Source organism: Arthrobacter sp. NPDC058192 (assembly GCF_042883665.1).
Taxonomy (GTDB): Bacteria; Actinomycetota; Actinomycetes; order Actinomycetales; family Micrococcaceae; genus Arthrobacter.
Genome location: NZ_JBHVVJ010000023.1, coordinates 1 through 22581, shown reverse-complemented (window position 1 = coordinate 22581; position 22581 = coordinate 1). Strand labels below are relative to the sequence as shown.

17 protein-coding genes and 1 pseudogene are annotated in these 22581 nt (G+C 64.5%); 11 read left to right on the top strand and 7 right to left on the bottom strand.

What is annotated here, in order from left to right; translation table 11 throughout:
• Window positions 1-44: 44 nt before the first annotated feature.
• The 4 genes from ACFVVK_RS19210 to ACFVVK_RS19195 all read left to right on the top strand — a co-directional run bounded on the left by ACFVVK_RS19210 (window position 45) and on the right by ACFVVK_RS19195 (window position 3871).
• Window positions 45-1502: an NAD-dependent succinate-semialdehyde dehydrogenase gene (locus ACFVVK_RS19210; RefSeq protein WP_390270671.1), complete on the top strand. Its 1458-nt coding sequence runs from the start codon at window positions 45-47 to the stop codon at window positions 1500-1502.
• A gap of 30 nt (window positions 1503-1532) precedes the next feature.
• Window positions 1533-2222 (top strand): GntR family transcriptional regulator, encoded by a 690-nt coding sequence (locus ACFVVK_RS19205; protein ID WP_390270669.1) that lies wholly within the window; start codon window positions 1533-1535, stop codon window positions 2220-2222.
• A gap of 613 nt (window positions 2223-2835) precedes the next feature.
• The gene (locus ACFVVK_RS19200) at window positions 2836-3534 is read left to right on the top strand and encodes an alpha/beta hydrolase (RefSeq protein ID WP_390270666.1); all 699 of its coding nucleotides are present in this window, start codon (window positions 2836-2838) and stop codon (window positions 3532-3534) included.
• 139 nt (window positions 3535-3673) lie between these two features.
• Window positions 3674-3871: a hypothetical protein gene (locus tag ACFVVK_RS19195; RefSeq protein ID WP_390270663.1), complete on the top strand. Its 198-nt coding sequence runs from the start codon at window positions 3674-3676 to the stop codon at window positions 3869-3871.
• Between the two features lie 185 nt (window positions 3872-4056).
• Here the strand turns inward: ACFVVK_RS19195 and ACFVVK_RS19190 are convergent, their stop codons facing one another.
• Window positions 4057-4737 (bottom strand): alpha/beta fold hydrolase, encoded by a 681-nt coding sequence (locus ACFVVK_RS19190; RefSeq protein ID WP_390270660.1) that lies wholly within the window; start codon window positions 4735-4737, stop codon window positions 4057-4059.
• A gap of 217 nt (window positions 4738-4954) precedes the next feature.
• Here ACFVVK_RS19190 and ACFVVK_RS19185 point away from each other — a divergent pair, with 217 nt between their 5' ends.
• The 3 genes from ACFVVK_RS19185 to ACFVVK_RS19175 all read left to right on the top strand — a co-directional run bounded on the left by ACFVVK_RS19185 (window position 4955) and on the right by ACFVVK_RS19175 (window position 10557).
• Window positions 4955-5299: a hypothetical protein gene (locus ACFVVK_RS19185; RefSeq protein ID WP_390270657.1), complete on the top strand. Its 345-nt coding sequence runs from the start codon at window positions 4955-4957 to the stop codon at window positions 5297-5299.
• Between the two features lie 509 nt (window positions 5300-5808).
• Complete coding sequence (locus ACFVVK_RS19180) at window positions 5809-9075, top strand: ATP-binding protein (RefSeq protein WP_390270654.1); 3267 nt, start codon at window positions 5809-5811, stop codon at window positions 9073-9075.
• 75 nt (window positions 9076-9150) lie between these two features.
• Window positions 9151-10557 (top strand): FAD-binding oxidoreductase, encoded by a 1407-nt coding sequence (locus ACFVVK_RS19175; protein ID WP_390270651.1) that lies wholly within the window; start codon window positions 9151-9153, stop codon window positions 10555-10557.
• Between the two features lie 991 nt (window positions 10558-11548).
• Here the strand turns inward: ACFVVK_RS19175 and ACFVVK_RS19170 are convergent.
• The 6 genes from ACFVVK_RS19170 to ACFVVK_RS19145 form a co-directional block, all read right to left on the bottom strand.
• On the bottom strand, window positions 11549-12484 hold the full coding sequence (locus ACFVVK_RS19170; protein WP_390270648.1) for a carbohydrate kinase: 936 nt from the start codon (window positions 12482-12484) through the stop codon (window positions 11549-11551).
• Window positions 12485-12607: 123 nt separating this feature from the next.
• Entirely contained in the window at window positions 12608-14116 is a 1509-nt protein-coding gene (locus tag ACFVVK_RS19165; protein ID WP_390270646.1) for a glycoside hydrolase family 32 protein, read from the bottom strand.
• A 120-nt stretch (window positions 14117-14236) separates the two neighbouring features.
• Window positions 14237-15844 carry an ABC transporter substrate-binding protein gene (locus ACFVVK_RS19160; RefSeq protein WP_390270643.1) on the bottom strand — a complete coding sequence of 536 codons (1608 nt, stop codon included), beginning with the start codon at window positions 15842-15844 and terminating at the stop codon, window positions 14237-14239.
• Window positions 15845-15921: 77 nt separating this feature from the next.
• Window positions 15922-16881, bottom strand: a complete 960-nt coding sequence (locus tag ACFVVK_RS19155) for a carbohydrate ABC transporter permease (protein ID WP_390270640.1) — start codon at window positions 16879-16881, stop codon at window positions 15922-15924.
• A gap of 7 nt (window positions 16882-16888) precedes the next feature.
• Window positions 16889-17698, bottom strand: a complete 810-nt coding sequence (locus ACFVVK_RS19150) for an ABC transporter permease (RefSeq protein ID WP_390270637.1) — start codon at window positions 17696-17698, stop codon at window positions 16889-16891.
• Between the two features lie 161 nt (window positions 17699-17859).
• A complete protein-coding gene (locus tag ACFVVK_RS19145) occupies window positions 17860-18870 on the bottom strand; it encodes a LacI family DNA-binding transcriptional regulator (protein ID WP_390270744.1) in 1011 nt (336 codons plus the stop codon).
• Window positions 18871-19818: 948 nt separating this feature from the next.
• Here ACFVVK_RS19145 and ACFVVK_RS19140 point away from each other — a divergent pair.
• The 4 genes and pseudogenes from ACFVVK_RS19140 (at window position 19819) to ACFVVK_RS19125 (ending at window position 22463) form a co-directional block, all read left to right on the top strand.
• Window positions 19819-20787 (top strand): helix-turn-helix transcriptional regulator, encoded by a 969-nt coding sequence (locus tag ACFVVK_RS19140; RefSeq protein ID WP_390270635.1) that lies wholly within the window; start codon window positions 19819-19821, stop codon window positions 20785-20787.
• A 137-nt stretch (window positions 20788-20924) separates the two neighbouring features.
• Window positions 20925-21032 (top strand): annotated as a pseudogene (locus ACFVVK_RS19135) (SDR family NAD(P)-dependent oxidoreductase); the annotation flags it as partial.
• Window positions 20983-21486, top strand: a complete 504-nt coding sequence (locus ACFVVK_RS19130; RefSeq protein ID WP_390270632.1) for an SDR family NAD(P)-dependent oxidoreductase — start codon at window positions 20983-20985, stop codon at window positions 21484-21486. The pseudogene ACFVVK_RS19135 and the gene ACFVVK_RS19130, both read left to right, overlap by 50 nt.
• Window positions 21483-22463, top strand: coding sequence for an aldo/keto reductase (locus ACFVVK_RS19125; protein ID WP_390270629.1), 981 nt, complete (start codon window positions 21483-21485; stop codon window positions 22461-22463). Before ACFVVK_RS19130 ends, ACFVVK_RS19125 begins: the two co-directional genes overlap by 4 nt.
• Window positions 22464-22581 lie beyond the last annotated feature (118 nt).

Sequence of the window (22581 nt, the reverse complement as noted above, 5' to 3'; positions counted from 1 at the left end):
GCTTTCCCGGACGAGCCCCCTATTCCCCTAGTGAAAGCGGAACCATGAGTTTTTCCCTTGATCCAACCGCCCTGCGGACAGACCTGTTCATCGACGGCGCCTGGCGGCCGGCAGCCTCGTCCCAAACCTTCGAGGTGGAGAACCCGGCCACCGGCGAAGTGATTGCCCGCGTGGCCGATGGGGGCCCCGACGACGCGCGGCTCGCCATCGAAGCGGCCGGCCGTGCGCAAGCAGGGTGGGCGGCCTCCACTCCCCGGCAGCGGGCGGACATCCTGCGCAAAGCCTACGAACTGGTGCTGGAGAACTCCGATGCGCTGGCCGCCATCATGACCGCCGAGATGGGCAAGCCCCTGGCTGAGGCGAAGGGCGAAGTGGCGTACGGGGCTGAATTCCTCCGCTGGTTCTCCGAAGAAGCGGTACGGGTGGGCGGCGACCACACCAGCACCGTGGACGGGAACAACCGCATCCTGATCACCAAAGAGCCGGTGGGGCCGTGCGTCCTCGTCACGCCGTGGAACTTCCCGCTGGCCATGGGTGCACGGAAGATCGCACCGGCCGTGGCAGCGGGCTGCACGATGGTTTTCAAACCGGCGGAGCTGACCCCGTTGACGTCGCTGGCGCTGGTAGAGATCCTCCGCGAGGCCGGCCTCCCTGACGGGGTGCTCAATGTGGTCACCACTTCAAGCGCCGCCTCCGTGGTGGAACCTTGGATGAGCAGCGGGATTGCCCGCAAGGTCAGCTTCACCGGTTCCACGGCGGTAGGAAAACTACTGCTGGAACAGGCGGCTGGGAACGTCATGCGCTCCTCGATGGAACTCGGCGGCAACGCACCCTTCATTGTCCTTGCAGATGCGGACCTGGAACGCGCCGTGGACGGCGCCCTCAAGGCTAAGATGCGGAACATGGGGGAAGCGTGCACGGCAGCGAATCGCTTCTTTGTGCACCGCAACCTGGCCGGGGACTTCGCCGAGAAGCTGTCCAAGCGCATGTCCGAGCTTCGCGTGGGAAACGGCGCCCAGGACGGGACGGACGTGGGGCCGCTGATCAGCCTGTCCGGGCTGGACAAGGTGGAGTCCCTGGTGGCCGACGCCGTACAGAAGGGCGCCCGCGTACTCACCGGCGGGCGCCGGGGGGACGGCCCTGGCTATTTCTACGAACCGACGGTGTTGGTGGACGTGCCCGACGATGCCGAGCTGATGAGCACCGAAATTTTCGGCCCCGTGGCCGCCATCACCTCCTTCGACAGTGAGGACGAAGTGATCTGCCGGGCCAATGACACCCCCTGGGGCCTGGTGGGCTACGTCTTTACCCAGGATGTGGACAAAGCCATGCGGTTCTCTGCGGCCCTGGAAGTGGGGATGGTGGGTCTGAACACCGGCCTCGTATCCAACCCCGCCGCCCCGTTCGGGGGGATCAAGCAGTCCGGACTGGGCCGTGAAGGCGGAAAGATCGGCATAGAAGAATTCCTCGAATACAAGTACACGGCTATTCCCGTCCATTAACATCGGCCGCAACCCAAGGAGAAGACGCAGATGGCGGCATCAGGCGAACTACTAGTGCTTCAGGGAAGACCCACCGCAGAGCTAATCGCTGACCAGCTCCGCGAACGCATTGTCCAGGGCAAGTTCCGCCCTGGCCAGCAGATCAACGAATCAGTGCTGGCGACGCAGCTGAACACTTCCCGCGGGCCCCTGCGCGAAGCGCTGCAGCGGCTCTGCCAGGAGGGCATCCTGGTCAGCGTCCGCAACCGAGGCGTCTTTGTCCTGGAGCTGTCCGAGGAAGACATCCAGGAGATTTACGACGTCCGCGAAGCCGTGGAAATGGCCTGCGCGCACATGCTGCTCAACGCGGGCCCGGAGAAGGTCAAGAAGACAGCACAGACGCTTAAGGGCATCATCGCCAACATGGCCAAGAACGTTGCGGCCGCCAACTGGCAGGCGCTGGCCAAGCTCGACATGGACTTCCACACCGCCTTCGTGGCCGGGACCGGGAACTCCCGGATGATCCGGATCTACGAAACACTGGCTGCCGAATCGCGCATGTGCATTCTGGACCTCGAAGTGGCCTACCCGCGCGTGGACGTGCTGGTCACCGAGCACCAGAAGCTGCTGGACCTGCTCGAGGCGGGAGACGAACTAGCGCTGCAACAGGCTATCCGGACCCATATGCAGGGGGCTGTAGAGGATCTCAATGCCTCGAAAGAGGCGCAAGTCCTGGCATAACTGCAGCAGGATGGGGCGCAACCCGTTCAGCAGTGCGCGCTCGGCCAGCCGCGCCGAACGGTTGGCCGACCTAGTGGAGATGAACGTCGCGACGGCGAGCACCGTTGTACCGAGAGCGGTACCGAGAGCGGTGCCGAGGTTGGAGAGTAGAAGCCAGTCGATCATAGGAACATTCAACGTCGTCCTCCCCAGCATCGCCAGCAATCGACGCCGGACGGGCGTCACCACAGGCCCCGCCCGATGCCCGAGGAGACGATGACCGGATGAACGAGTTCTAGACTTGCTCCAGGTAGCGGCACGGACCCCTCACCCAGGCGTCGTATCTGGTCCGCGACATGCCATCACGATCTGGTGAGTTCAAAAAAGAACTAAACGTATAACAAAACCGTGATTAGAGACCCAGAATTCGCGGTCTATCAGAGTGCGAAAATTGCGGTCCTCAGAACCGGAAGTCTGTCACTTCCGAAGTCTGTGAGTCCACAGCTAGATGGCTTACACGAGCTGGCCGAACCGGGCGGCAGACTTCGAGGCAAGCCCAGCCCTTTGACTCTGGCAGACCGGAACGGGCGGCGCTAGCATCCGGCTATTACCCCCATCGAAGCAGGAGGATCCCATGTCCGAAGAAGCGCTAAAGAACGTTGTGCTGGTGCACGGCGGTTTCGTCGACGGATCGGGCTGGCAGGGTGTGTACGATCTGCTCACCGCCGACGGCTACAACGTTCAGGTCGTCCAGAACCCGACCGTCTCCCTGGCCGGCGACGTTGCCGCCACCAAGATGGCCATCGCTGGCTGCGAGGGCCCCGTCGTGCTCGTCGGACATTCCTACGGAGGCGTCGTCGTCACCGAGGCCGGCACCGACGAGAAGGTCGCGGCTCTGGTCTACATCGCCGGGTTCGTCCCCGACACGGGCGAATCCGTGAACACCCTCATCGCCGATCCGCCACCTGGCGCGCCCGTCCCACCCATCCTGCCGCCCCGGGACGGTTTCCTCTTCCTGGACCGCGAAAAGTTTGCCGATTCCTTCGCGGCGGACGTGCCGCCGGGACAGGCTGCCTTCATGGCTGACTCGCAGGTCCCCTGGGGCATTGACGCCCTCCAGGGAGCGGTCACCAAGCCCGCGTGGCGCGCCCTGCCCAGCTGGTACCTGCTCACCACGGAAGACAGGATGATCCCGCCGGCCGCGCAGCAGGCGATGTCGCAACGGGCTGGTTCCTCGGTCACCGAAGTTGCCGCAAGCCACTCCGTGTACGTCTCCCAGCCCCAGGCTGTGGCATCACTGATCAAGGAAGCAGCGGCCGGAAGGCGCGGCTAGCAGGGACATCCAAGGGCTCAGCGCCCAGTACCTTGGACGCGCGCACAAAGACAATCCAATTCTTAGGAGCCCGAATGGCACTCTTACTTATAGGCACCGCGTTGCCGACTACGACGCCTGGCGCAAGATCTACGATTCCGTGTCGGACGTGCCGGAATTCGGCGGGATAACGGGCGAGTCCGTGCACCGCACAGTTGATGATCCGAACAACGTTCTCGTGCTCCACTACTTCGATTCCGTGGACGAGGCCCGCGCTTTCACGAACCTCCCGCAACTGAAGGAGGCTATGGAGCGGGCCGGAGTCCAGGGCGAGCCGCGCTTCGAGTTCTACGAATAAAAAAGGGGCCATTCAACGTCCCGACGCCGCGGGGGTTGATACGGCAACGTCGGGCGGATCCAACTTGAGCGTCGAGCCGGCGCTGCCGTCGCGCACGGGCGCGAGCACCTCTTCGACCTCGCTACGGGCGAACGCTCACGGCCCCGTCGAAGACAGATGGTGGACGCGCGCCCGGCGGTGCCTACCTACAGTGACTCGGCGGCCTCGCGGATGATGTCGAGGGTGGCCTTGGGCTGGGAGAGCATCGGGACGTGGCTGGACTGCAGTTCGAACGTGCGCGCTCCCATGCGTTCAGCGGAGTCGCGCTCCAGCTGGGGCTGCACGGTCTGGTCGTTGGCTCCGACGATCGCCCAGCTGCGCTTGGTCCGCCAGGCTGTGCCGTCGACCTTCTGGTCGAACAGGTCGGGCACGGGCGGCATGGCGGTGGCCCAGACCAGCGCCTGCTCCTCCTCGGGAAGGTCCCCGGCGAAGTACGGGACGCCCGACTTTCCGAGCCAGATGCGGTTGTCGCTGACCTCGATGTGCGCGAAGATCGGGGTCTTCGGGTAGCGGTCCTGCTGAGCCTGCGAGGTCTCGTTCTCGTCGGGGCCGAGGGCGCAGATGTAGACGAGACCGCGCACGCGGTCGTCGACGCCGGCGTGGGTGATGAGGGTGCCGCCGTACGAGTGTCCAACGAGGAGGACCGGGTTGGACGCCCGGGCGATGTTGCGGGTGACGTTGGCGACGTCCTTCGCGAGGCCGTCGAGGCCGTGCTGTGAGGCGAGGCATTCGTAGCCTTCCGCCTGGAGAGGGCCCATCACCTTGCTGAAACAGGAACCATCAGCCAACAGTCCGTGTGCGAAGACGATGCTGATGTTCTTCGGCATGGTTGTTCTCCTTCCGTGTGTGCGCGGTGATTCCGCATACGACCAGTGTGACGCCGGGGAATGATCCGCACCATCGCGCGATAGTGATTTTTTGCGAGTCTGACGTGCCGAAACAGTCACAGTATGCGCACAGCAGGATGAAGGTAGTCCGACAGGGTTCAATCTGAGGATAGGAACAGCTTCGAAAGCCGGAGTGGAACCAGCAAGGAGAAAAACTGTGAACAACGTCCGGAAAATCGCGGCAGGCGCCACCCTGATCGGCGCGGGGCCCTCACCGCCATGGCACTGCCGGCCAACGCCGCCACCCCGCCCTCCCCGTCCGCCACATCCACGGCAACGGCAGATCGCGAAGGCGATAGGCGCCTACGCAGGCCTTCCCGCACGGTACGAGGCCCTGCCGCGCGAGGCCATCGCCCCTTTCGGCGACATGGCCGAAATGTTCCGCTGGTTCGCCGAAACGCCTGCCTACCAGGCCGACTTCGAAGCGACCCGCGCACTCGTACCCGACGTCTTCGACCTTGGCGCCTGGCTGGCCTCCTCAAACTGGACCCCGGTCGCGTGAGCAGCAACCGGGAGAGACCGGACGTCCACCCCGAGAGGAGGGCATCATGACGCCCCGGGAGGCGGTGGCACATCACCTGTACGGCCAAGCCGTAGGGTGGGATGCTGAAGCCATGCGAAGCAATACAAACACCGAAGCGACGAACTGACGACGCCAGGGCCCCTCGCCGGAAAGCCACAGTGGCCGGTGATTCCGTCCGGCTTCCGCGTCCGGCGCCGCTCGCAATTCCTGCAGCGCTGAGCGGGGGTCGGAAGCAATGGGGGATGCGCCGGGCGGGTTATGCCCACTGGCGGGCAGGTGTATCCCTCGGCTCAGACACACTCTCCCCCGTTGTTTCGCTACGGCCGACCCAAACTGCTGAATCCAGCCGGGCTGGGACGGTTGGGCTGCTGTGGTTCTGGTGGTTTGCTTGCTAGTGATGGGCCGCTCACAGACTGCGCCAAGGCAGCGAGCGTGTGGGAAATTCCTTTGTTCGACAACGCCGGATGGCGAGCGGATACTGAAGAACCATGAAGCCTACCCAAAGCGGGTTGCGCATCGAACTTCTCGGCTCGTTCACCGTGTACGTCAACGGGAACGCCGTCGAGAACAGCCGCTGGCGACTGCAGAAGGCAAAGGCCGTGGTGGCGATGCTGGCATTGGCGCGTGGTCAGCGTGGCCGTCGCGAGCAGGTACTGGACCGCCTGTGGCCTGACATGGAGCCGATGGCCGCGGCACGGAATCTGCATCAGACCCTGTACGTCGCTCGCCGTACGCTCGCTGGCGCTGGAGCCGGCAGCGACGGGCTGCTCGCCATCCGCGGTGAGGTGGTGGTGCTGGATGACAGGGGCCTGGTCGATGTCGATGTCCTGCAGTTCGAGCGTTCGGCCGTGGCAGCGTTGGCTGCCGGTGTCGAGGCAAGCCTGCGCGATGCGGCCGACTTGTACGGTGGTGATCTCCTGCCGGATCTGCCGGATGCGGATTGGCTGGCGACACGCCGCGATGAGCTCCGGGAAATCCATCGCGAGGTACTGGTAAAACTGGCGTCCACGGTGGCGCAGCGTGCACCGGAGGAGGCGTTGGTCATCCTCACCCGTGCGCTCGAATCTGATCCCGTCCACGAGGGAGCCGTGCGGGCGCAGATGGCAGTGCTGGCTGGAATGGGCCGGCGGTCGGAGGCACTGGCACGATATGAGCGGCTAGTCGACGAACTCTTAGACGCGTTCGGGACGGACCCAGACGTCCGGACGACGGGACTGTTTCGCGAGTTGTTGACCGGCTCGCCGCCCGAGGAGCGCCTCCACCAGCCCGTCGGTGGGACCGGCGAAGACGATGCCACCGGTTGTCTACCGTCCCCGCTGACAAGCTTCATCGGGCGCGAGCGTGAGCTCGTTGACGTCAAGCGGCTGATGGGCCATGCGCGCCTGCTCACCCTCACCGGGGCCGGCGGCAGCGGCAAGACCAGACTGGCATTGGAGGCCGCGAAGACACTTCGTCCGGAGTACGTGGACGGAGTCTGGTTCGTCGACCTCGCGGCCGTTGGGGAGCCGCTTCTGGTCGCCGATGCCGTAGCCGAGGTCCTTGGGTTGGATTCCGGCGCGGCACCAAGCCCCGTGCGAGCGCTGGTCGACCAACTGCGGCGACGCTCGCTGCTCCTCGTGCTGGACAACTGCGAACACCTGCTCTCAGCCTGTGCGCAACTCGTCGTCGCGCTGCTTGACGGATCCTCTGGGGTTAAGGTGCTGGCCACCAGCCGGCAGCCACTCCATGCCGACGGGGAGTACACCTACCGGGTGCCGTCATTGCCCCTGCCCTCGCCCCTGCGGACCGACGCTCTCGACCTGGCCGTGCTGGGCCGCCTGCCCTCTGTCCGGCTTTTCGTTGAGCGCGCAGCGCAGGTCCGGCCGGGTTTCGCGCTCGACGCCGACAACGCCCAGGGGGTGGCAGAGTTGTGCCGACGGCTCGACGGGATGCCTTTGGCCCTGGAATTGGCCGCGGCCAGGACCGCCATACTTGAACCCGCCGAGATCGTCGAGAGGTTGGGCGATGCTTTGTCCGTGCTCGGCGGGGGAACCAGCGGCGTCACTCGGCACCAGACGCTGCGTGGCACCTTGGAATGGAGCCACGAACTGCTCACCAAACCGGAGCAGGTCCTGCTGCGCCGGCTGTCTGTGTTCGCCGGTGGTTTCACCCTCGACGCGGCGGTAGCAGTCTGCGCTGACGCGCCCCTCCAGCAGATAGAACTGCTTGACCTGTTGGCCAAGCTGGTGGACAAGTCTTTGGTGGTCACCGAAAGGAGGGGCGCCGGGACCCGATACCGGCAATTGGAGACAGTTCGCCAGTTTTGCCAAGAGAATCTCGATCGTGCAGGTGAAGGGGCTCGACTGGCGGCTGCCCACTGCGCCTATTACCTTGCCTTCGCCGAATCCCACAATCCCGAACGCGCCACTGGGGTGGTCATCGAACAGCCGAAGTCACTCGACCGCGAGCACGACAATCTGCGCGCTGCCTTGCGCTGGTCGTGCGCCCGCGAGCCCGAGGCCGCGCTCCGGCTCGCCGCCAGCCTGTGGCGGTTCTGGTTCGTCCGCGGTCACGCGGTCGAGGGAGCACGTTGGGTCGAGCGAGCCTTGGCGGTGGCTCCCGATTCGACCCGGCCTCGTGCGGCCGCTCTCATCGGCCTGACCGGGCTGGACAGCCGGCAGGGCCGCGGCGATCGGCATCGGGCGCTCGGCGCGGAGGCCCTGGCAATCATGCGGAAGATCGGCAACCCCGACGAGGTGATGATGGCCCGGCTCATTGAGACCTCGCTCGCTTGGAGCACCTTCGACTTGGACGAGGCCGAACAGCTGGCAGCCGACGTGCACACCGAGGCAGTCCAAGGTGGCAGACCCGAACAATGCGCTGCCAGCAGTTGGCTGCTTGGCCAGTGCGCTTTGTCCCGGGAGGACGGACCACTCGCCGCCCGTCACTTGAATACCTGCCTGAGCGAACTCGAACAGTCTGAAACCGGCACTCCACCTTTTCTCCCGGTGATCACGCCCAGCCTGCAACTGATCCCGATCGCCGGACGGTTGGTCCCCTGTCTCGAGGAGACGCTGCTGTTGGGCCGGCGGGTTGGCGTCATCCAGGCCAAAGGCTACGTGCTGTCCGCGATCGGCTACGCGGCCAGGCTTTCAATGGACACGCAGTCTGCGATATCCGTTATCACGGATGCAGCCGAACATTTCGCCGAGTTAGGAGACGACCTGGCTAGGGCGCAAACACTTCACCAACTTGGCTGCATTCTGCGCGACTGCGGCGACCACAGCGCGGCTGATGAGGCCCTGTCCTTGGCGCGGGAGCTTCGGCTCGGCCTGGGCGACCGGCGGGGCGAACTGCTGACCGAGATTAATATCGCCCTGCTCCGCGCCATGGGTGGTGATATCGACCGCGGCCTGACAGACGCTCGGCGTTGCCTTTCAGGGTTCGAGTCCGCGGGAGATCAGGTGGGGATGGGTGCCACGTTGACCATTCTAGGCGCCGCCGAACTGATCTCCGGGGAGGTCCGGGCAGCGCGGGAAATGTACAGGCGGGCAGCGGAAAGGGTCGACCCATGGCGGCGACACACAGGCTGGCTACGGTTGATGGTGGCAGAGCTATCCAACGAGCTCGGCGACCCGCATCGGGCGGCCCGCGAAATTGACAAGGCTGGGGCGATTTTCGACCGAACAAGATGCCTCATCGCCGGTCGGCGGCTGGCCGCACTGCGTAGGCGGGACTCCGACGATGATGTTGAGACGGCGTTGACTGCTCGTTGAGGACGGCTCCATAGCGTTACTCCTGGATCTGACAAATGGATCTGACAAACAAACAGCAATCAGGAGGAACGCATCGTGACTACGACGCAGACTAGGCCGACCCGCATCGGCGAGGCCACCATCACCGAGTTCGCCGTCGGCCTGCGCGGCACAGTCGTCCGGCCGGGGGACGCGGACTACGACGACGTACGCAGAATCTGGAACGGGGCCCACGACCGGCACCCGATGCTCATCGCACGCTGTGCGGGTGTGGCAGATGTGATCCGCACGGTCGATTTCGCGCGCAGCGAGGGGTTGCCGTTGTCGGTTCGCGGCGGTGGCCATTCGATCCCCGGGTTTTCCACCGTCGACGACGGCATCGTGCTGGACCTTTCGCTGATGAAGGGGGTCCAGGTAGACCCTGGCCGCCGCCGCGTGGCGGCACAGGCGGGGTGTACCTGGAAGGACGTGGATGCGGAGACCCAGCAATTCGGACTCGCGGTGACCGGTGGTCTGGTGTCCTCGACAGGCATCGCCGGCTTCACCACCGGCGGCGGCATCGGCTGGCTCGTGCGCAAGCACGGGCTGGCCAGCGACAACCTGGTCGGCGCCGACGTCGTCACCGCTGACGGGCAGTTTATTCACGCCAGCGCCGACGAGCACCCCGAATTGTTCTGGGGACTGCGCGGCGGCGGCGGCAATTTCGGTGTGGTGACGTCCTTCGAGTACCAACTGCACGAAGTGGGGCCCATCGTCCTTTCCGGCCTGGTCTTCTACCCCGCAGAAGAGGCAGAGCAGGTGTTGCGCGGCTTTCGGGCGGCCAGCGCGGCGGCCCCCGATGAGCTGACCACGCTGGTCAACATGACCACGGCGCCGCCGGTCCCGTTCCTGCCAGAATCAGTGCACGGCAAGCCAGTCATCGCTGTGGCAGGGTGCTGGTCCGGCGCTCTCGATGTCGGCGAGGCCGCCACCGCACCCTTCCGGTCATTGGGTACGGTCATCGCCGATGTGTTCGCGGCCCACCCGTACACGGGGTGGCAGCAGGCGCTCGATCCGCTGTACCCGCGGGGTGTGCACAATTATTTCCGTTCGGCATTTCTGCGCGCCGCCGACGACGCATCCGTTCGCGTGCTGCTGGACTCGTTTGCGGCATTGCCCAACGCCATGACGGAGATTCATGTGCACCATCTTGGCGGCGCGGTCGGCCGCGTTCCGGCCGAAGCAACGGCCTTCGCACTCCGCGACCAAGAATTCATCGTCAATGTTATTGCGCGCACGCCGACGGCGGAGGGGTTCGCGGATGTCATCGAATGGGCCCGGGGCGTAACGTCCGCGCTCGGTCCGGATGCGGCTGCCTACGTGAATTTCACAGGTGAAGCGAATACGGCGCTCGTCCGGGCGTCGTACCCGGCGGATACCTACCGGCGGCTCGTGGCACTGAAGAACGAATACGACCCCACCAATCTATTCCGCTTGAACCAGAACATCGCCCCCATGGTGTGACAGCACGGCCTGCGTGGGAAGTCGATGATCGACCGAGGATCCGGAAGCAACCTGACAGCCCGCGCCAGAGGCACTTCCATTCCCCCGCACCTGACCGGCAAGGCCGCCACTGCGGTGGTCTTGTTATCGCTCAATTTCTCGATCATCCAAGGTACCAATTTCACGAACATTGACACCGCGGATGGGTCCGCGGTACCCAGCAAACCCCTGAAGTTCCGTGAGTTGAGGCAGGAAGATCCCCCGGTTTCCGGGAAACTTCCTGCCCCCCTCTGGGCAGCAGGCAAGGAGCGGGCCACGAAGCAGCAACGGCAGGAAACTCACTCTGGTGTGGACAACATGCACACCCTTCTTGGCCGGACAAACGGGAACCAGCCCTCCCCCCAGGCCACCGGTAAAAGCGGATTCCGGAGAAAAAGACCTTAAGGAAATCCCCGCAGGTCATGTCGTCAACAGGACCCACAGCTTGAATAGGTACAAGACCAACCACAGCCACCCCCGTCCACCGCGGACAGGTAACGGACATTGCGCCAAACCATGAACTGTTTTGGATCATCGATTCTCCGCTACCCTCAGTGCCGGGGGTAGTGCCTTTGTCTGCCCGTCGGCCACGGTTAGGGCGGTAGTCGGCGTCACTTGGGCCTCTCCCCGCCCGACCCTGATGCTGCGCGGAGATCCGCCTGGGTGACAAGGTCCGGCACCCTGCGACAAGCTCATCGAGCATCCCGCCCTCAGGGCGCCGGAATTGATGGCTAAGAATGTCTGCACCAGCGGCGGATATGGTCGTGGCCATGGCTTCCTGCCCTTCGAGGCCGCCGGACAGGGCACGGACCCCCGCAGGGCGGGGACGATCGCAGCCGGCTGGCCAGGATCGGTCCGCCATCGCCGACGTGTTCGTTCGTGGCCAAGAGATCTTGGTGCTGGTCGCGCTGAAAGCAACGCCGTCCGCAATCCGCGGCGCCGGCAAGGCCGATGAGTTGAGTCCGCTCCGTGGCTAAAACGCGGGCTGCAGCTCGGTCCGGAGTTCTTTCAAGGTCGGGGGTTTTGCGCCCGCGCGGCGCACGGTGATGGCGGCGGCCATGGAGGCTGTGCGTCCCAGCTGTTCCAGGACAGCCGGCGCGAAGCCGTCGGTCCCGCGGGTGAGGAGTCCGAGGATCAGGGCTGCCATGTACGAGTCGCCTGCGCCTATCGTGTCAGCGACTCTGGATTTTACGGATGGGACGTTCAGCTGTGCCGCAGCGGTGGCGAGCAGTGAACCCTGTGAGCCTTGGGTGATGACGGCCAGCCCGGCGCCGAGCCCCAGGAGGTGCTTCGCTGTGTCCTCCAGTTTCTTCCGGGGGTAGAGCCAGTGGGCGTCCTCGTCGCTGAGTTTGACGACGTCTGTCAGGTGCACGAGGTCTTCGAAGATGGACTTTGCCTCGGCGTGGCTGCCGAGCAGGGCGGGTCTGATGTTGGGGTCATAGGTGATGGTGCATTCGTGGCGGCACTGCTGCAGGATGGATTTGACTGCGTCGGCGCCCGGTGCGAGAAACGTGGCGATCGAACCGGTGTGAAGGACCTTCGGGATGTAGGCGGGAGCGACCGGTTCCAGTGCCCAGGATATGTCGAAGTCGTAGCTTGCGGATCCGTCCGGGGCGAGCGTTGCTGTCGCCGATGCGGTTCTGTCCAGGGAGTAGGAGCCGGGCAGGAGGGTGACGCCGGCACTGTGCAGGTGCCTTTCGATGGCGGCGCCGTGTTCGTCGTCGCCAAGGGCGGTCAGCAGCCCGGTCTGGACGCCGAGCCGGCCTAGCCCGTAGGCGACGTTGGCGGGTGACCCGCCGGGGTATTCGACCGTCCCCTCGGGCGAGGAGACGACGTCGATGAGCGCTTCGCCGACGACCACGGCGTCCAGGAGCGGACGGGCTGGCCCGGGGGCCTCTAAATGGTGCATGTCATGTCTTTCTTTGGGTGGTGTCAGGCTCGCGGTCGTGAACGCGGCGGCCACGCCGGCGGGCGTGCTCGCGCCGTGGGGTCGGCGGGGCCGCCGACCCCTGGACCGGCAATCCCTTGACCGTTATGCGTATTGAGTGACACTCAGGTTGTCGACGGTTGCGGTGCCCCCGATGGCGTAGAGCGAGACCTCGGTGTTGGTGGGGGCCGGGAAGATCAATTCGGTCATGGTGATCTGGCCGCCTTGGGCGAAAACCTCGACGGAGCAGCGGTCCACATAGACGGTGAGCTCGTAGGAACCGTCCGCCGTCCGGATCGGGGCAGTGTCGATCGACGCGAACGATCCGTGGAATTCTGTTTGACCGGATTCCCTGCGGTCGACGACGAGGCGGCTTTCCGTGGGGCGGATACCGATGCGGGTTCCCTCCGCTCCTTGGCCGCGGACAATCAGCCCGAATTCCTCGGCTGTGCCCGGCGTGGCGGTGAGCTCGATGCGTTGGACGCTGCCGGCTGCACCGTCCAGGACGTGCCGGCCATCGGATACGTCGATTGCCGCGACGCTGAATGACGGGGTCTGCTCAGCGTGTGGGGCCAGCTCCCCCGCGGCCTGCTGCACCAGCCGCCAGCTCCCACCCACGCTCTGCAGGGACACTTCACGGACCAAGGACATGGGGCTGCGCCAGGGCGAGGTGGGGATCTCGTTGGCGTATGCCCAGTTGTTCATCCACGCGATCATGAGCCGCCGGTCATCTGGAACGTCGCTGAACGAGACGGCCGCGTAGTAGTCCCGGCCCCAGTCGAGCCAGTGATAATCGCCGAGCCTGTCCGGGTCCTGCAGGCCGTCGGTAACTGTGGTGGCTGAGGTGAATGTGGTCCCGTCGAAGTCTCCGACGAAATACTGCCCGGCTGAACCGCCGTTCGGCCCGCCGGGATTGAGATTTACCGTCAGGACCCATTTCAGGTTCTCCGGGTCGCCGTCGACGGCCAGCGGGAAGAGGTCCGGGCACTCCCAGACGCCGCCGGTCGCATTTGCCGGGCCAAAGCAGCTCAACAGCTCCCAGTCCTTGAGGTCGAAGGACTTGTAGAGGACGACTTCGAAGTCCTTGGCTTCCACCGCCACCATGACCCAGTAGCTGCCGGCGTCGCCGTCGTAGCGGAACACCTTGGGGTCGCGGAACTCGGCGGATTCCCGGTTCAGCACCGGGTTTCCGGTGTGTTTGGTCCATGTGTAGCCTCCGTCGAGGCTGTAGGCAAGGGATTGGGCCTGGATGCCATGGTGTGCGGAGGCCGCCTTGTAGGCGCTGGTATACACCGCCACCAGCGGCGCGGCTGTTCCGGTGCCGAATCCGCTGGTGTTGTCACGGTCAAAGACGATGCTGCCGGAGAAGATGTCTTCAAATTCGTCGCAGGCGATGGCGACGGGATGCTCGGTCCAGGCCAGCAGATCCGTGGAGGTGGCGTGGCCCCAGGACATGTTTCCCCAGACGTTGTCCAGCGGGTTGTTCTGGTAATACAGGTGGTAGACCCCGGCGTGGTGGATCAGCCCGTTGGGATCGTTGAGCCAGGTGTTCCGGGCTGCATAGTGCAGGGCAGGCCGGAAAGTGTCGGCCGTCGTGGCGGTCACGGCAGTCATGAGGGTGGTCTCGCTTCTGTGCTGGTGCGGCGGGAATACCCGGTGCGGTTCCCGGGTGGCGGGCAGGCCGGCGCGTGGTGCGCCGGCCTGCCCGCGGTGTTCGTGGCTAGGAGTTCGTGGTTAGGAGTTCTTCTTGTAACGGTCGTAGGCCTGCTGGTAGACCTCGATCATTTTTTCGACGCCGATGTTCTTGAGCTGGGTGACGTAGCCGTCCCATTCCTGCTCAATTCCTCCGGAGACGATCCACTTGGCGACGTTCTGCTTGACCAGGGAGGCGCTGTCGGTCTCGATACTGCTGATCTGCTGGAGTTCGTCGGCGGACAGTGCCACGGCGGGGTAGCCGTCGTTGCCCGCGAAGGGCTTGTAGTTCTCGTTGACGGTCTTCTGTCGCTCGGCCGCACGGGGTTCGGGAGCGACGACGGTCTTGAAGTTCTCCGCGGTGTTGGCCTTCGGGCCGCCCGGGGCAACCTTCTGGCGGCGTTCTCCTTCGGACGTTCCGGCCGGGGCCGGGATCTGGACCAGCGGCCCGCTGGCGTCCTTCTTCAGGGTCTCACCGATCGGTCCCCAGTTGGCCTGCGCGGACTGGATGGGATCGTAGAGATTGTCGGCCCAGCGCATGGTCGCGGCGGGGTATTTGTCCGCGCGGGTGATGGCGAAGGCGCCGCGGGCGATTTCCTGGTTGTTGGACTGGCTGGCGATTCGCTTGCCGTCCACACCCTGGAGCACGGGGACCAGCGCGTAGTCCTTGGCCCGGTCCGCGCCGACCATCTCGGGGAGTTCCCACCAGGCGAACGCACCGAGGTTTTCTGTGGCCGCCTTGCCCTTGGCGAGGTAGGCCTTGTCGTCCTGGGAGAAGGATTCGGGGTCGATCAGGCCTTCCTGGTACCACTGGTGCAGGGTCTGGATGGCTTTTTTGTAGCCGTCCTGGGTGGGGGTGAAGATGACTTTGTTGTCCTGGACGATGCGGTGGTCCATGTTGTCAGGCACGCCGCCGAGGGCCGCGATCAGGTCAACGATGTCTCCGCACCAGGAGCCGGGCATGAAGCTCAGCGGGATGGTTTTGCCGGTCCCGGACGCGTCCTGGGTCTTGAACGCGAGCAGGGCGTCGTGGAATTCGGCGATGGTCTTGGGCATCGGGATGTTGAGCTTTTTCAGCCAGGTGGTGTTGATGGCGATTTCGTTGGGGAACTGGACCAGGCCCAGTTCTTCAACGGACGGCAGGGAGTAAATGTGTCCGTCGGAGGAAGTGATGGCTGCCTTGATGTCGGGCCGTGCCGCGAGCAGTTTGGAGAGGTTCGGCGCGTTCTTCTCGATCAGCCCTTCGAGCGGGATGAGGGTGCCGCTCGCGGCGTACGTTGCGATTTCGGCATCCGTCAGGCCGCTGTTGAAGAACGCGTCGGGAAGGTCCCCACTGGCCAGGATGAGGTTCTTCTTTTCCTGGAAGACCGCCTCGGGCAGGTTCTGCCAGTCGATGTGGATGTTGGTGTCTTTTTCCCAGTTCTTCACCACGGTCATGGTGTTGTAGTCCGGCGCCAGGGCCGTTTTCGTTCCCGAGAACTTCAGGGTCAGCTGCTTGCTGACGATCGGGAAGCCGGTCGCCTGGTACCCGTAGTCGGCGGAGGCGTCTGCGGCCTCCGGGGAGCCGGAATTGCCGCCGGAGCATGCGGTGAACGCCAGTGTTCCGGTCAGGAGGGCGCCAAGGACGGCGTATTTGCGGCTGATTGCCATGGTCATTCCTATTCTCAGGTGTGGTTTATCCGGCCGGCGGAGAACGCCTGGGACGGGTGGCGCGGGGGGAAGTATCGCTATTTCACGGCGCCGATCATGGCGCCCTTAGTGAAGTGCTTCTGCATGAATGGCAGGGCAATCATCAGCGGCAGGCTCGAGACGACGATCATGGCGTACTTGGTGAGCTCTGCGATCCTTTGCGCTGCGGCGTAGGACTGGATGTCTCCCCCGGTGGTGCCGGTGGATGAAACATCGGATTGGATGAGGATGTTGCGCAGCACGAGCTGCAGCGGGTACTTGGTGTCGTCGTTCAGGAAGATCAGGGCGTCGAAGAACGAGTTCCACTGGGCCACGACGTGGATCATGATCATGAGCATGATCAGGGGTTTGGAGAGCGGCAGGACCATCTTGAAGAAGAACTTGAAGTCGGTGGCCCCGTCCATCTGGGCGGCTTCACGCAGCTCATTCGGGATGGTGTGTTCGAAGAAGGAACGGGCGATGATCAGGTTCCAGACTCCGACGGCGCCGGGAAGCACGACGGCCCAGACGGTGTTGAGCATGCCCAGGTCGCGGACCACCAGGTACTTGGTGATGAGGCCGCCGTCGAAGAACATCGTGATCACAAACAGGAGCATCAGGAATTTCCGGCCCGGCATGTCTTTGCGGGACAGTGCGTAGGCGCCGCAAAGGATCGTGCTGACACTGATGGCGGTCCCCAGGACGGTGTAGATCAGCGTGTTGCCCAGGCCGTTCCAGATCCTGCTGTCCGCGAAGATCCGCTGGTAACCCTCCAGGGTCACGCCGGAAGGGAACAGCCAGACCTTGCCCTCATAGATCGCGTTCGGATCGCTGACGGACGCGATCACAATGAAGTAGAGAGGGTAGACGACAGCCAGGATGGACAGCAGCAGGATAGCCGTGGCGGTGACGTTGAAGACGCGGTCACCGTACCTGTCTCTCAGCGTTTGCCTGGGGCGGACCTGATTGAGGGTCCGCTTCGGAGCGTCGGTAGTGCGGGGGTTGGTAATCAGAGACATGTCGGCATCACCACAGGGTCGCTTGGTTGGCCCGGCGCGCCACCGTGTTGAAGAAGAGCAGCAGCGCCAGATTGAGGACGGAGTTGAACAGGCCGATCGCGGCCGAGTAGCTGAACTGGGCCTGCTGCAGACCCGCGTGGTAGACGTAGGTCTGGATGATCTCCGAGTTCGAAAGATTCAGCGGCGTCTGCATCAGCAGCGCCTTCTCGAAACCGACGTTGAGCAGGTTGCCGATAGCCAGGATGAACAGGATCGTTACCACCGGCATGATGCCGGGAAGGTCAATGTGCCGGACCCGCTGCAGCTTGGAGGCGCCATCGACCTTGGCCGCGTCGTGAAGCGCCGGATCGATGGCCGCCAGGGCCGCCAGGTACACGATCATGGAGAACCCGGCGTTCTGCCAGACGTCGGAGATGACGTAGACGGGCCGGAACCACTCCGCGGATCCCATGAAGAAGACAGGTTCACCGCCGGCAAGCTGGATCGCGTTGTTGACCAGGCCCGAGCGGGGAGACAGGACCACGAACATGATACCGACGACTACGACAGTGGATATGAACGCCGGCGAGTAGAGCACCGTCTGGGTGAACTTCTTGAACCTCTCACTCTGGAGCTGGTTGACCAGCAGTGCCAGGATGATCGGAATCGGAAAGGCCACCAACAGGCCCAGAACGGCAATCCACACCGTATTTCCGAGGACCTGGCCGAACTGGTACGAGTTCACGAACCGGACGAAGTGCGTCAGGCCCACCCACGGGCTGTCCGTGAAACCTTTCGCCGGGTTGTAGTTCTTAAAAGCGATCTGCACGCCATACATGGGCCAGTATTTGAAAATCAGGATGTAGACAAGGGCGGGCCCAAGTAATACGTATAACTGCCAGGCCCGGAAGATTCTTTTCAGGCGCAGCGAAAAAGAAATCCTTCGCTGTGGCAACGGCGCCGCGGCAGGACGCCGGCGTAGGGCCGGGATGGTGCGGCTCATGGCATCTCCTTAGGATGTGTCACTGAATTCCGTTCGATCAAAGGGCACTCCATGAGCTCGACCCGGCCACCGGGTTCCGCGCCCTGGAGGACAAGGTCGACGGCCCGACGTCCCATTGCCTCGAACGGCAGTTCAAGGGTGGTCAGCGCGGGCCTGAGGTGGGGGGCCAGGGTTTCCTGGTTGTCGAAACCGACGATTGAGAGATCGGTCGGGATGGAGAATCCTAGGGTGGCGGCCGCCTGGTAGGCGCCCCACGCCATTCGGTCCGTCCCGCAGAAAATAGCGGTGGGCCGGTAGGCGGCGGTGAGCAGGCTCGTGGCGTGTTCGAATCCGTCGGGTTCGGTGCCGTGTCCGAAGCGGACGAACCCCGGAGCCACTTCCAGCCCGTGCTCGCGCATCGCTTTGGAGTAGCCTGCGAAACGGCCAACTGCGGCCGGCAGCCCGCTCTCAAGACTGTCGTTGTTGATCAAGGCAATCCGGGTGTGGCCGGCGTCGATAAGGCGCCGGGTGGCCGTGTAACCGCCCTTTTCCTCGTCGGGCGCGACACTGCTGAACCGCCCGCCGCGGTCCTCGGAGTTCAGGACCACCGACGGAACGTCGCCGAGGACTTCAGGGACATCCAGTATCTGGTGGTACATGGACGCGTAGACCACGCCCGCCACCTTGTAGGACAACATCGTTTCCAGCGAGGCCGCTTCGAGCGCCCTGTCGCCTCCCGTATTAACGGTCAGCAGCAGGAGTCCAGACTCCCACGCCCGGTCTTGGGCGGCCTCAATGATGCGTCCGGCGAACGGTGACGACGCCACGAAGTCGCCGACAAAGCCGATCATCCCGGCAACGCCCTCGCGCAGCACCTTCGCGTGGGCGTTAGTGCGGTACCCGAGCCGATCCACGGCGTCACGCACCCGGCGACGGGTGTCCTCCGAAAAACGCGATCCGGAGGCGGAGTTTAAGACTAAAGACACAGTGGCCTGCGATACACCGGCAGCAGCGGCGACATCATTCATCGTCGGTCCCGACTTGGGCCTCAACCCGGCCATGGGCACCTCCTTGGGCCACTAGCATGTAAAAGTTATTCGTATAACTCCTGATGAACTGTAGCGTGCATCACAGCACTGGTCAACATAACGGACGGAAACAGCACAGTGCCAGCCTTACCAACCGCAGGACGGTTCGACGCGCACCGGGGACTACGGGGACCCCGACTGTCGTCCTCTAGCGTTCGAGTCCGCAGCGTTTCAGGGCTTTTCCGTTGCTGCCTTGCTTTGCCATCTTCGATGTCTTGTCCAACAACGGCTTCTGTGCGACGGCCCCCGACGCCCCGGCGTGCCTTGGTGTTTGCGCCACGCCCCCGCTGCCCCCCCCCGAGCCGGCCGCTGTGGCCGGAGGAGCCGTCATGGACAGACGGCTACCGCGAGCCCAGGACCCGGAATGGGTATTGATGTACCGGCTCGGGCTGGGCCGGAAACGCATCGCCTGCTCGTGCGCGCCGCGCCCCCACCACCGGGTACCACCTGATTATCCCCCGCTGCGAGAGCCGGGGCTCGAGGCCGCCCAGCACGCCGCCGCCGGTACGGCCCTCTCCCCCGCTGCTACGGCCCGAATGGAAGAAATCACCGCCTGGATAAGTGCCGAGGGCCGGTTTCCCCCGAAGCCACTCCCGGGACCAGGGGGAACGGTCGATGAGCGCATGGCTCGGACCGCGCCGGCGCGAAGCAGCAGCCGGTCTCACTGAAGTACACCCCAGCCTGACGACGGACGGCCCGGATCACCCACAAAGCGCGATGGTCTGCGCCCCCGACCCTCAACCGAGGGCATACGCGGCCAACCGACCCGATCAGCTGAAGCGAAGCAGCAAAACAGTTCTCCGGTGCGCACCTGCAGGCATAGGGCGTACGGTGGGGGTGTCTGATGGACACTGCCACCGGCCGGACAAGCTGCGTAGCGTGATGGATGTGGACAGAAGAGAAGACATCCGTGAGTTCCTGATCTCACGCCGTGCGAAGATCAGCCCGGACCAGGCCGGTATCCCGAGTTATGGGGAACTGCGTCGGGTGCCGGGCCTGCGGCGCGAGGAAGTGGCGCAGCTTGCCGGCGTGAGCACCGACTATTACACCCGGCTGGAACGCGGCAGCCTCCGCGGCGTTTCCGACTCGGTCCTTGAGGCCGTGGCTTCGGCCCTTCAGCTGGATGAGGCCGAGCGGGCCCACCTGATAGACCTGGCCCGGACCGCCAACACACCGGCACGCCGGACGCCCAGGAGGCCATCGCAGCAGCGGGTCCGCTCCGGGGTGCTGCGCCTGCTGGACGGGATGAGCGGGGCAGCCGCGCTGGTGCAGAACGGCCGCTCGGACGTGCTCGCAGCCAACCTGCTGGGCAGGGCGCTGTACGCGGATGTATTCGACTCCGAGGTGTCCTTCGGCCACGACCTTCCGGGCGCTCCGCCGAACCAGGCGCGCTATCTCTTCCTCGATCCGCGCGCCGGGGACCTGTACCCGGACTGGAACGTGGTGGCCGGCACCACGGTAGCCATGCTGCGCCTGGAAGCTGGGCGGAACCCGCACGACCGGGCATTGAACGAACTGGTTGGGGAGCTGACTGCCCGCAGCGGCCTGTTCGCCGCACTCTGGGCGGGGCATGACGTAAGGATCCATACCACGGGAACCAAGCGCTTCCATCACCCGGTGGCCGGGGACCTGTCCCTGCAGTTCGAGACGCTGCACCTGCCCGGCGACGAAGGCCAGACCCTGTTCACCTTCACCGCCGAGCCCGGCTCGGCCTCCGCAAGTGCGCTGGCGTTCCTCGCCAGCTGGGCGGCGGCGCCGTCCGCCACCAAGGACGCCGAAGACGAAACGTCCAGAACTGCCCGTTCCCAGGCGCAGCGCCTCCAACCAGGCCCTGGGCAAGACAGAACAACGACATAACTGACAAGACCCCGCCGTCACCGCAGTAGCAACCACTTAACGAGCAATTCGGGCAAACCCGCTAACAGTCTCCGTTGAACGGACTTTGCTGACTGCTGCCCAAATTCAGCCAAAAACCCTATGAAAGAGAACAACCAATGACAGAAAAACTCATCGGAACTGTTGCCCTGGTAACCGGGGCCAGCAGCGGCATCGGTGAGGCCACCGCCCGTGCCCTCGCCGAGCACGGGGCGTCCGTCGCCGTCGTCGCCCGGCGCAAGGACCGCCTCGACACACTCGTGGCCGAGATCGAGGCGGCCGGCGGCGGACGACGAACTGCGCGGCGTCGCGGACATCGTCAACATCTCCTCGATCGCCGGACGGCAGGCGTGGGTGAACTTCGCCGCGTACAACATGACGAAGTTCGGCGTGAACGGCTTTACCGAAGCGCTACGCCAGAAGATCACGAAGAAGCACGTCCGGGTCGGCGTACTCGAGCCCGGCGCAGTCGAAACAGAACTGATCTCACACAACAACGACACCGTCAAAGGCGACCTCGCCGTCTCCGACGCGGAGAACATCCCCGAGAAGCTGCAGCCGGAGGACAGCCGAGAGCATCGCGTACATGGTGACCCGCCACCGACGATCCTCCATCGCCGAGCTGTGGGCCATGCCCACGTCCCAAGCCTGAGAACCCTACCGAAGGAGAACACAGCATGAAAAACGTACGTCTCGGGGACCTGGAAGTCTCCCGCATCGGCCTCGGCGCCATGACCATGGCCGGCACCTACACCAGCGAGGGCGCCCTGGATAACAGCGAATCGATCCGCACGATCCACCGTGCACTCGAGCTCGGAGTCACCCACATCGACACAGCGGAGATCTACGGGCCGTTCCTGAGCGAGGAAATCGTGGGTCAGGCCATTAAGGGACGCCGTGACGAAGTGAAGATCGCCACCAAGTTCGGCCTTGTCTCCCATTCCGGTGGCGGTCCCGGTGTCACGGACAGCAGCGCAGCGAACATCCGCACGGCTGTCGAGGGATCCCTGAGGCGACTGGGCACCGACCATATCGACCTCTACTACCAGCACCGGGTCGACCGGAACACGCCCATCGAAGAGACGGCGGGGGCCGTCGCGGACCTGATCAGCGAGGGTAAGGTACTGCACTTCGGCCTGTCCGAGGCCTCCCCGGACACAATCCGCCGGGCACACACCGTGCAGCCCGTTTCGGCCCTGCAGACCGAGTACTCCCTGTGGACCCGCGACGTCGAAGACGAAATTCTACCGCTACTGCGTGAACTGGGCATCGGCTTCGTCCCCTACTCACCGCTCGGGCATGGTCTGCTCACCGGGCAGATCCGGACGGTGGAGGATTTCGCCGATGATGACTGGCGCAAAACCAACCCGCGCTTCACGGGGGAAAACTTCGTCCGGAACCTGCGCATCGTCGACGAAGTCCAGAGCATCGGCGCGGAGATTGGCGCCACCCCCGCCCAGACAGCACTCGCCTGGCTGCTGACCCGTGGGAACGACATCGCCCCGATCCCGGGAACCCGCCGCGTATCCCGTGTGGAGGAAAACACCGCAGCCGATTCAGTCGAGCTCACCGCAGACCAGCTCGAGCGCCTGAACTCACTCCAGCCCGCAGCAGGGGCGCGGCACGACGACGCCAATATGGTCTCGATCGACCGCTGATCCCTGGCCGTGGGTGTCCCGCCGGGGACTGTCCGATAAACGGTGGGTGGGTCCGGCCGGTTTTCATTAGTGAGTGGTTCTTTCGAACCGGCCGGCGAAGGTAATCGCGAACGCGTTC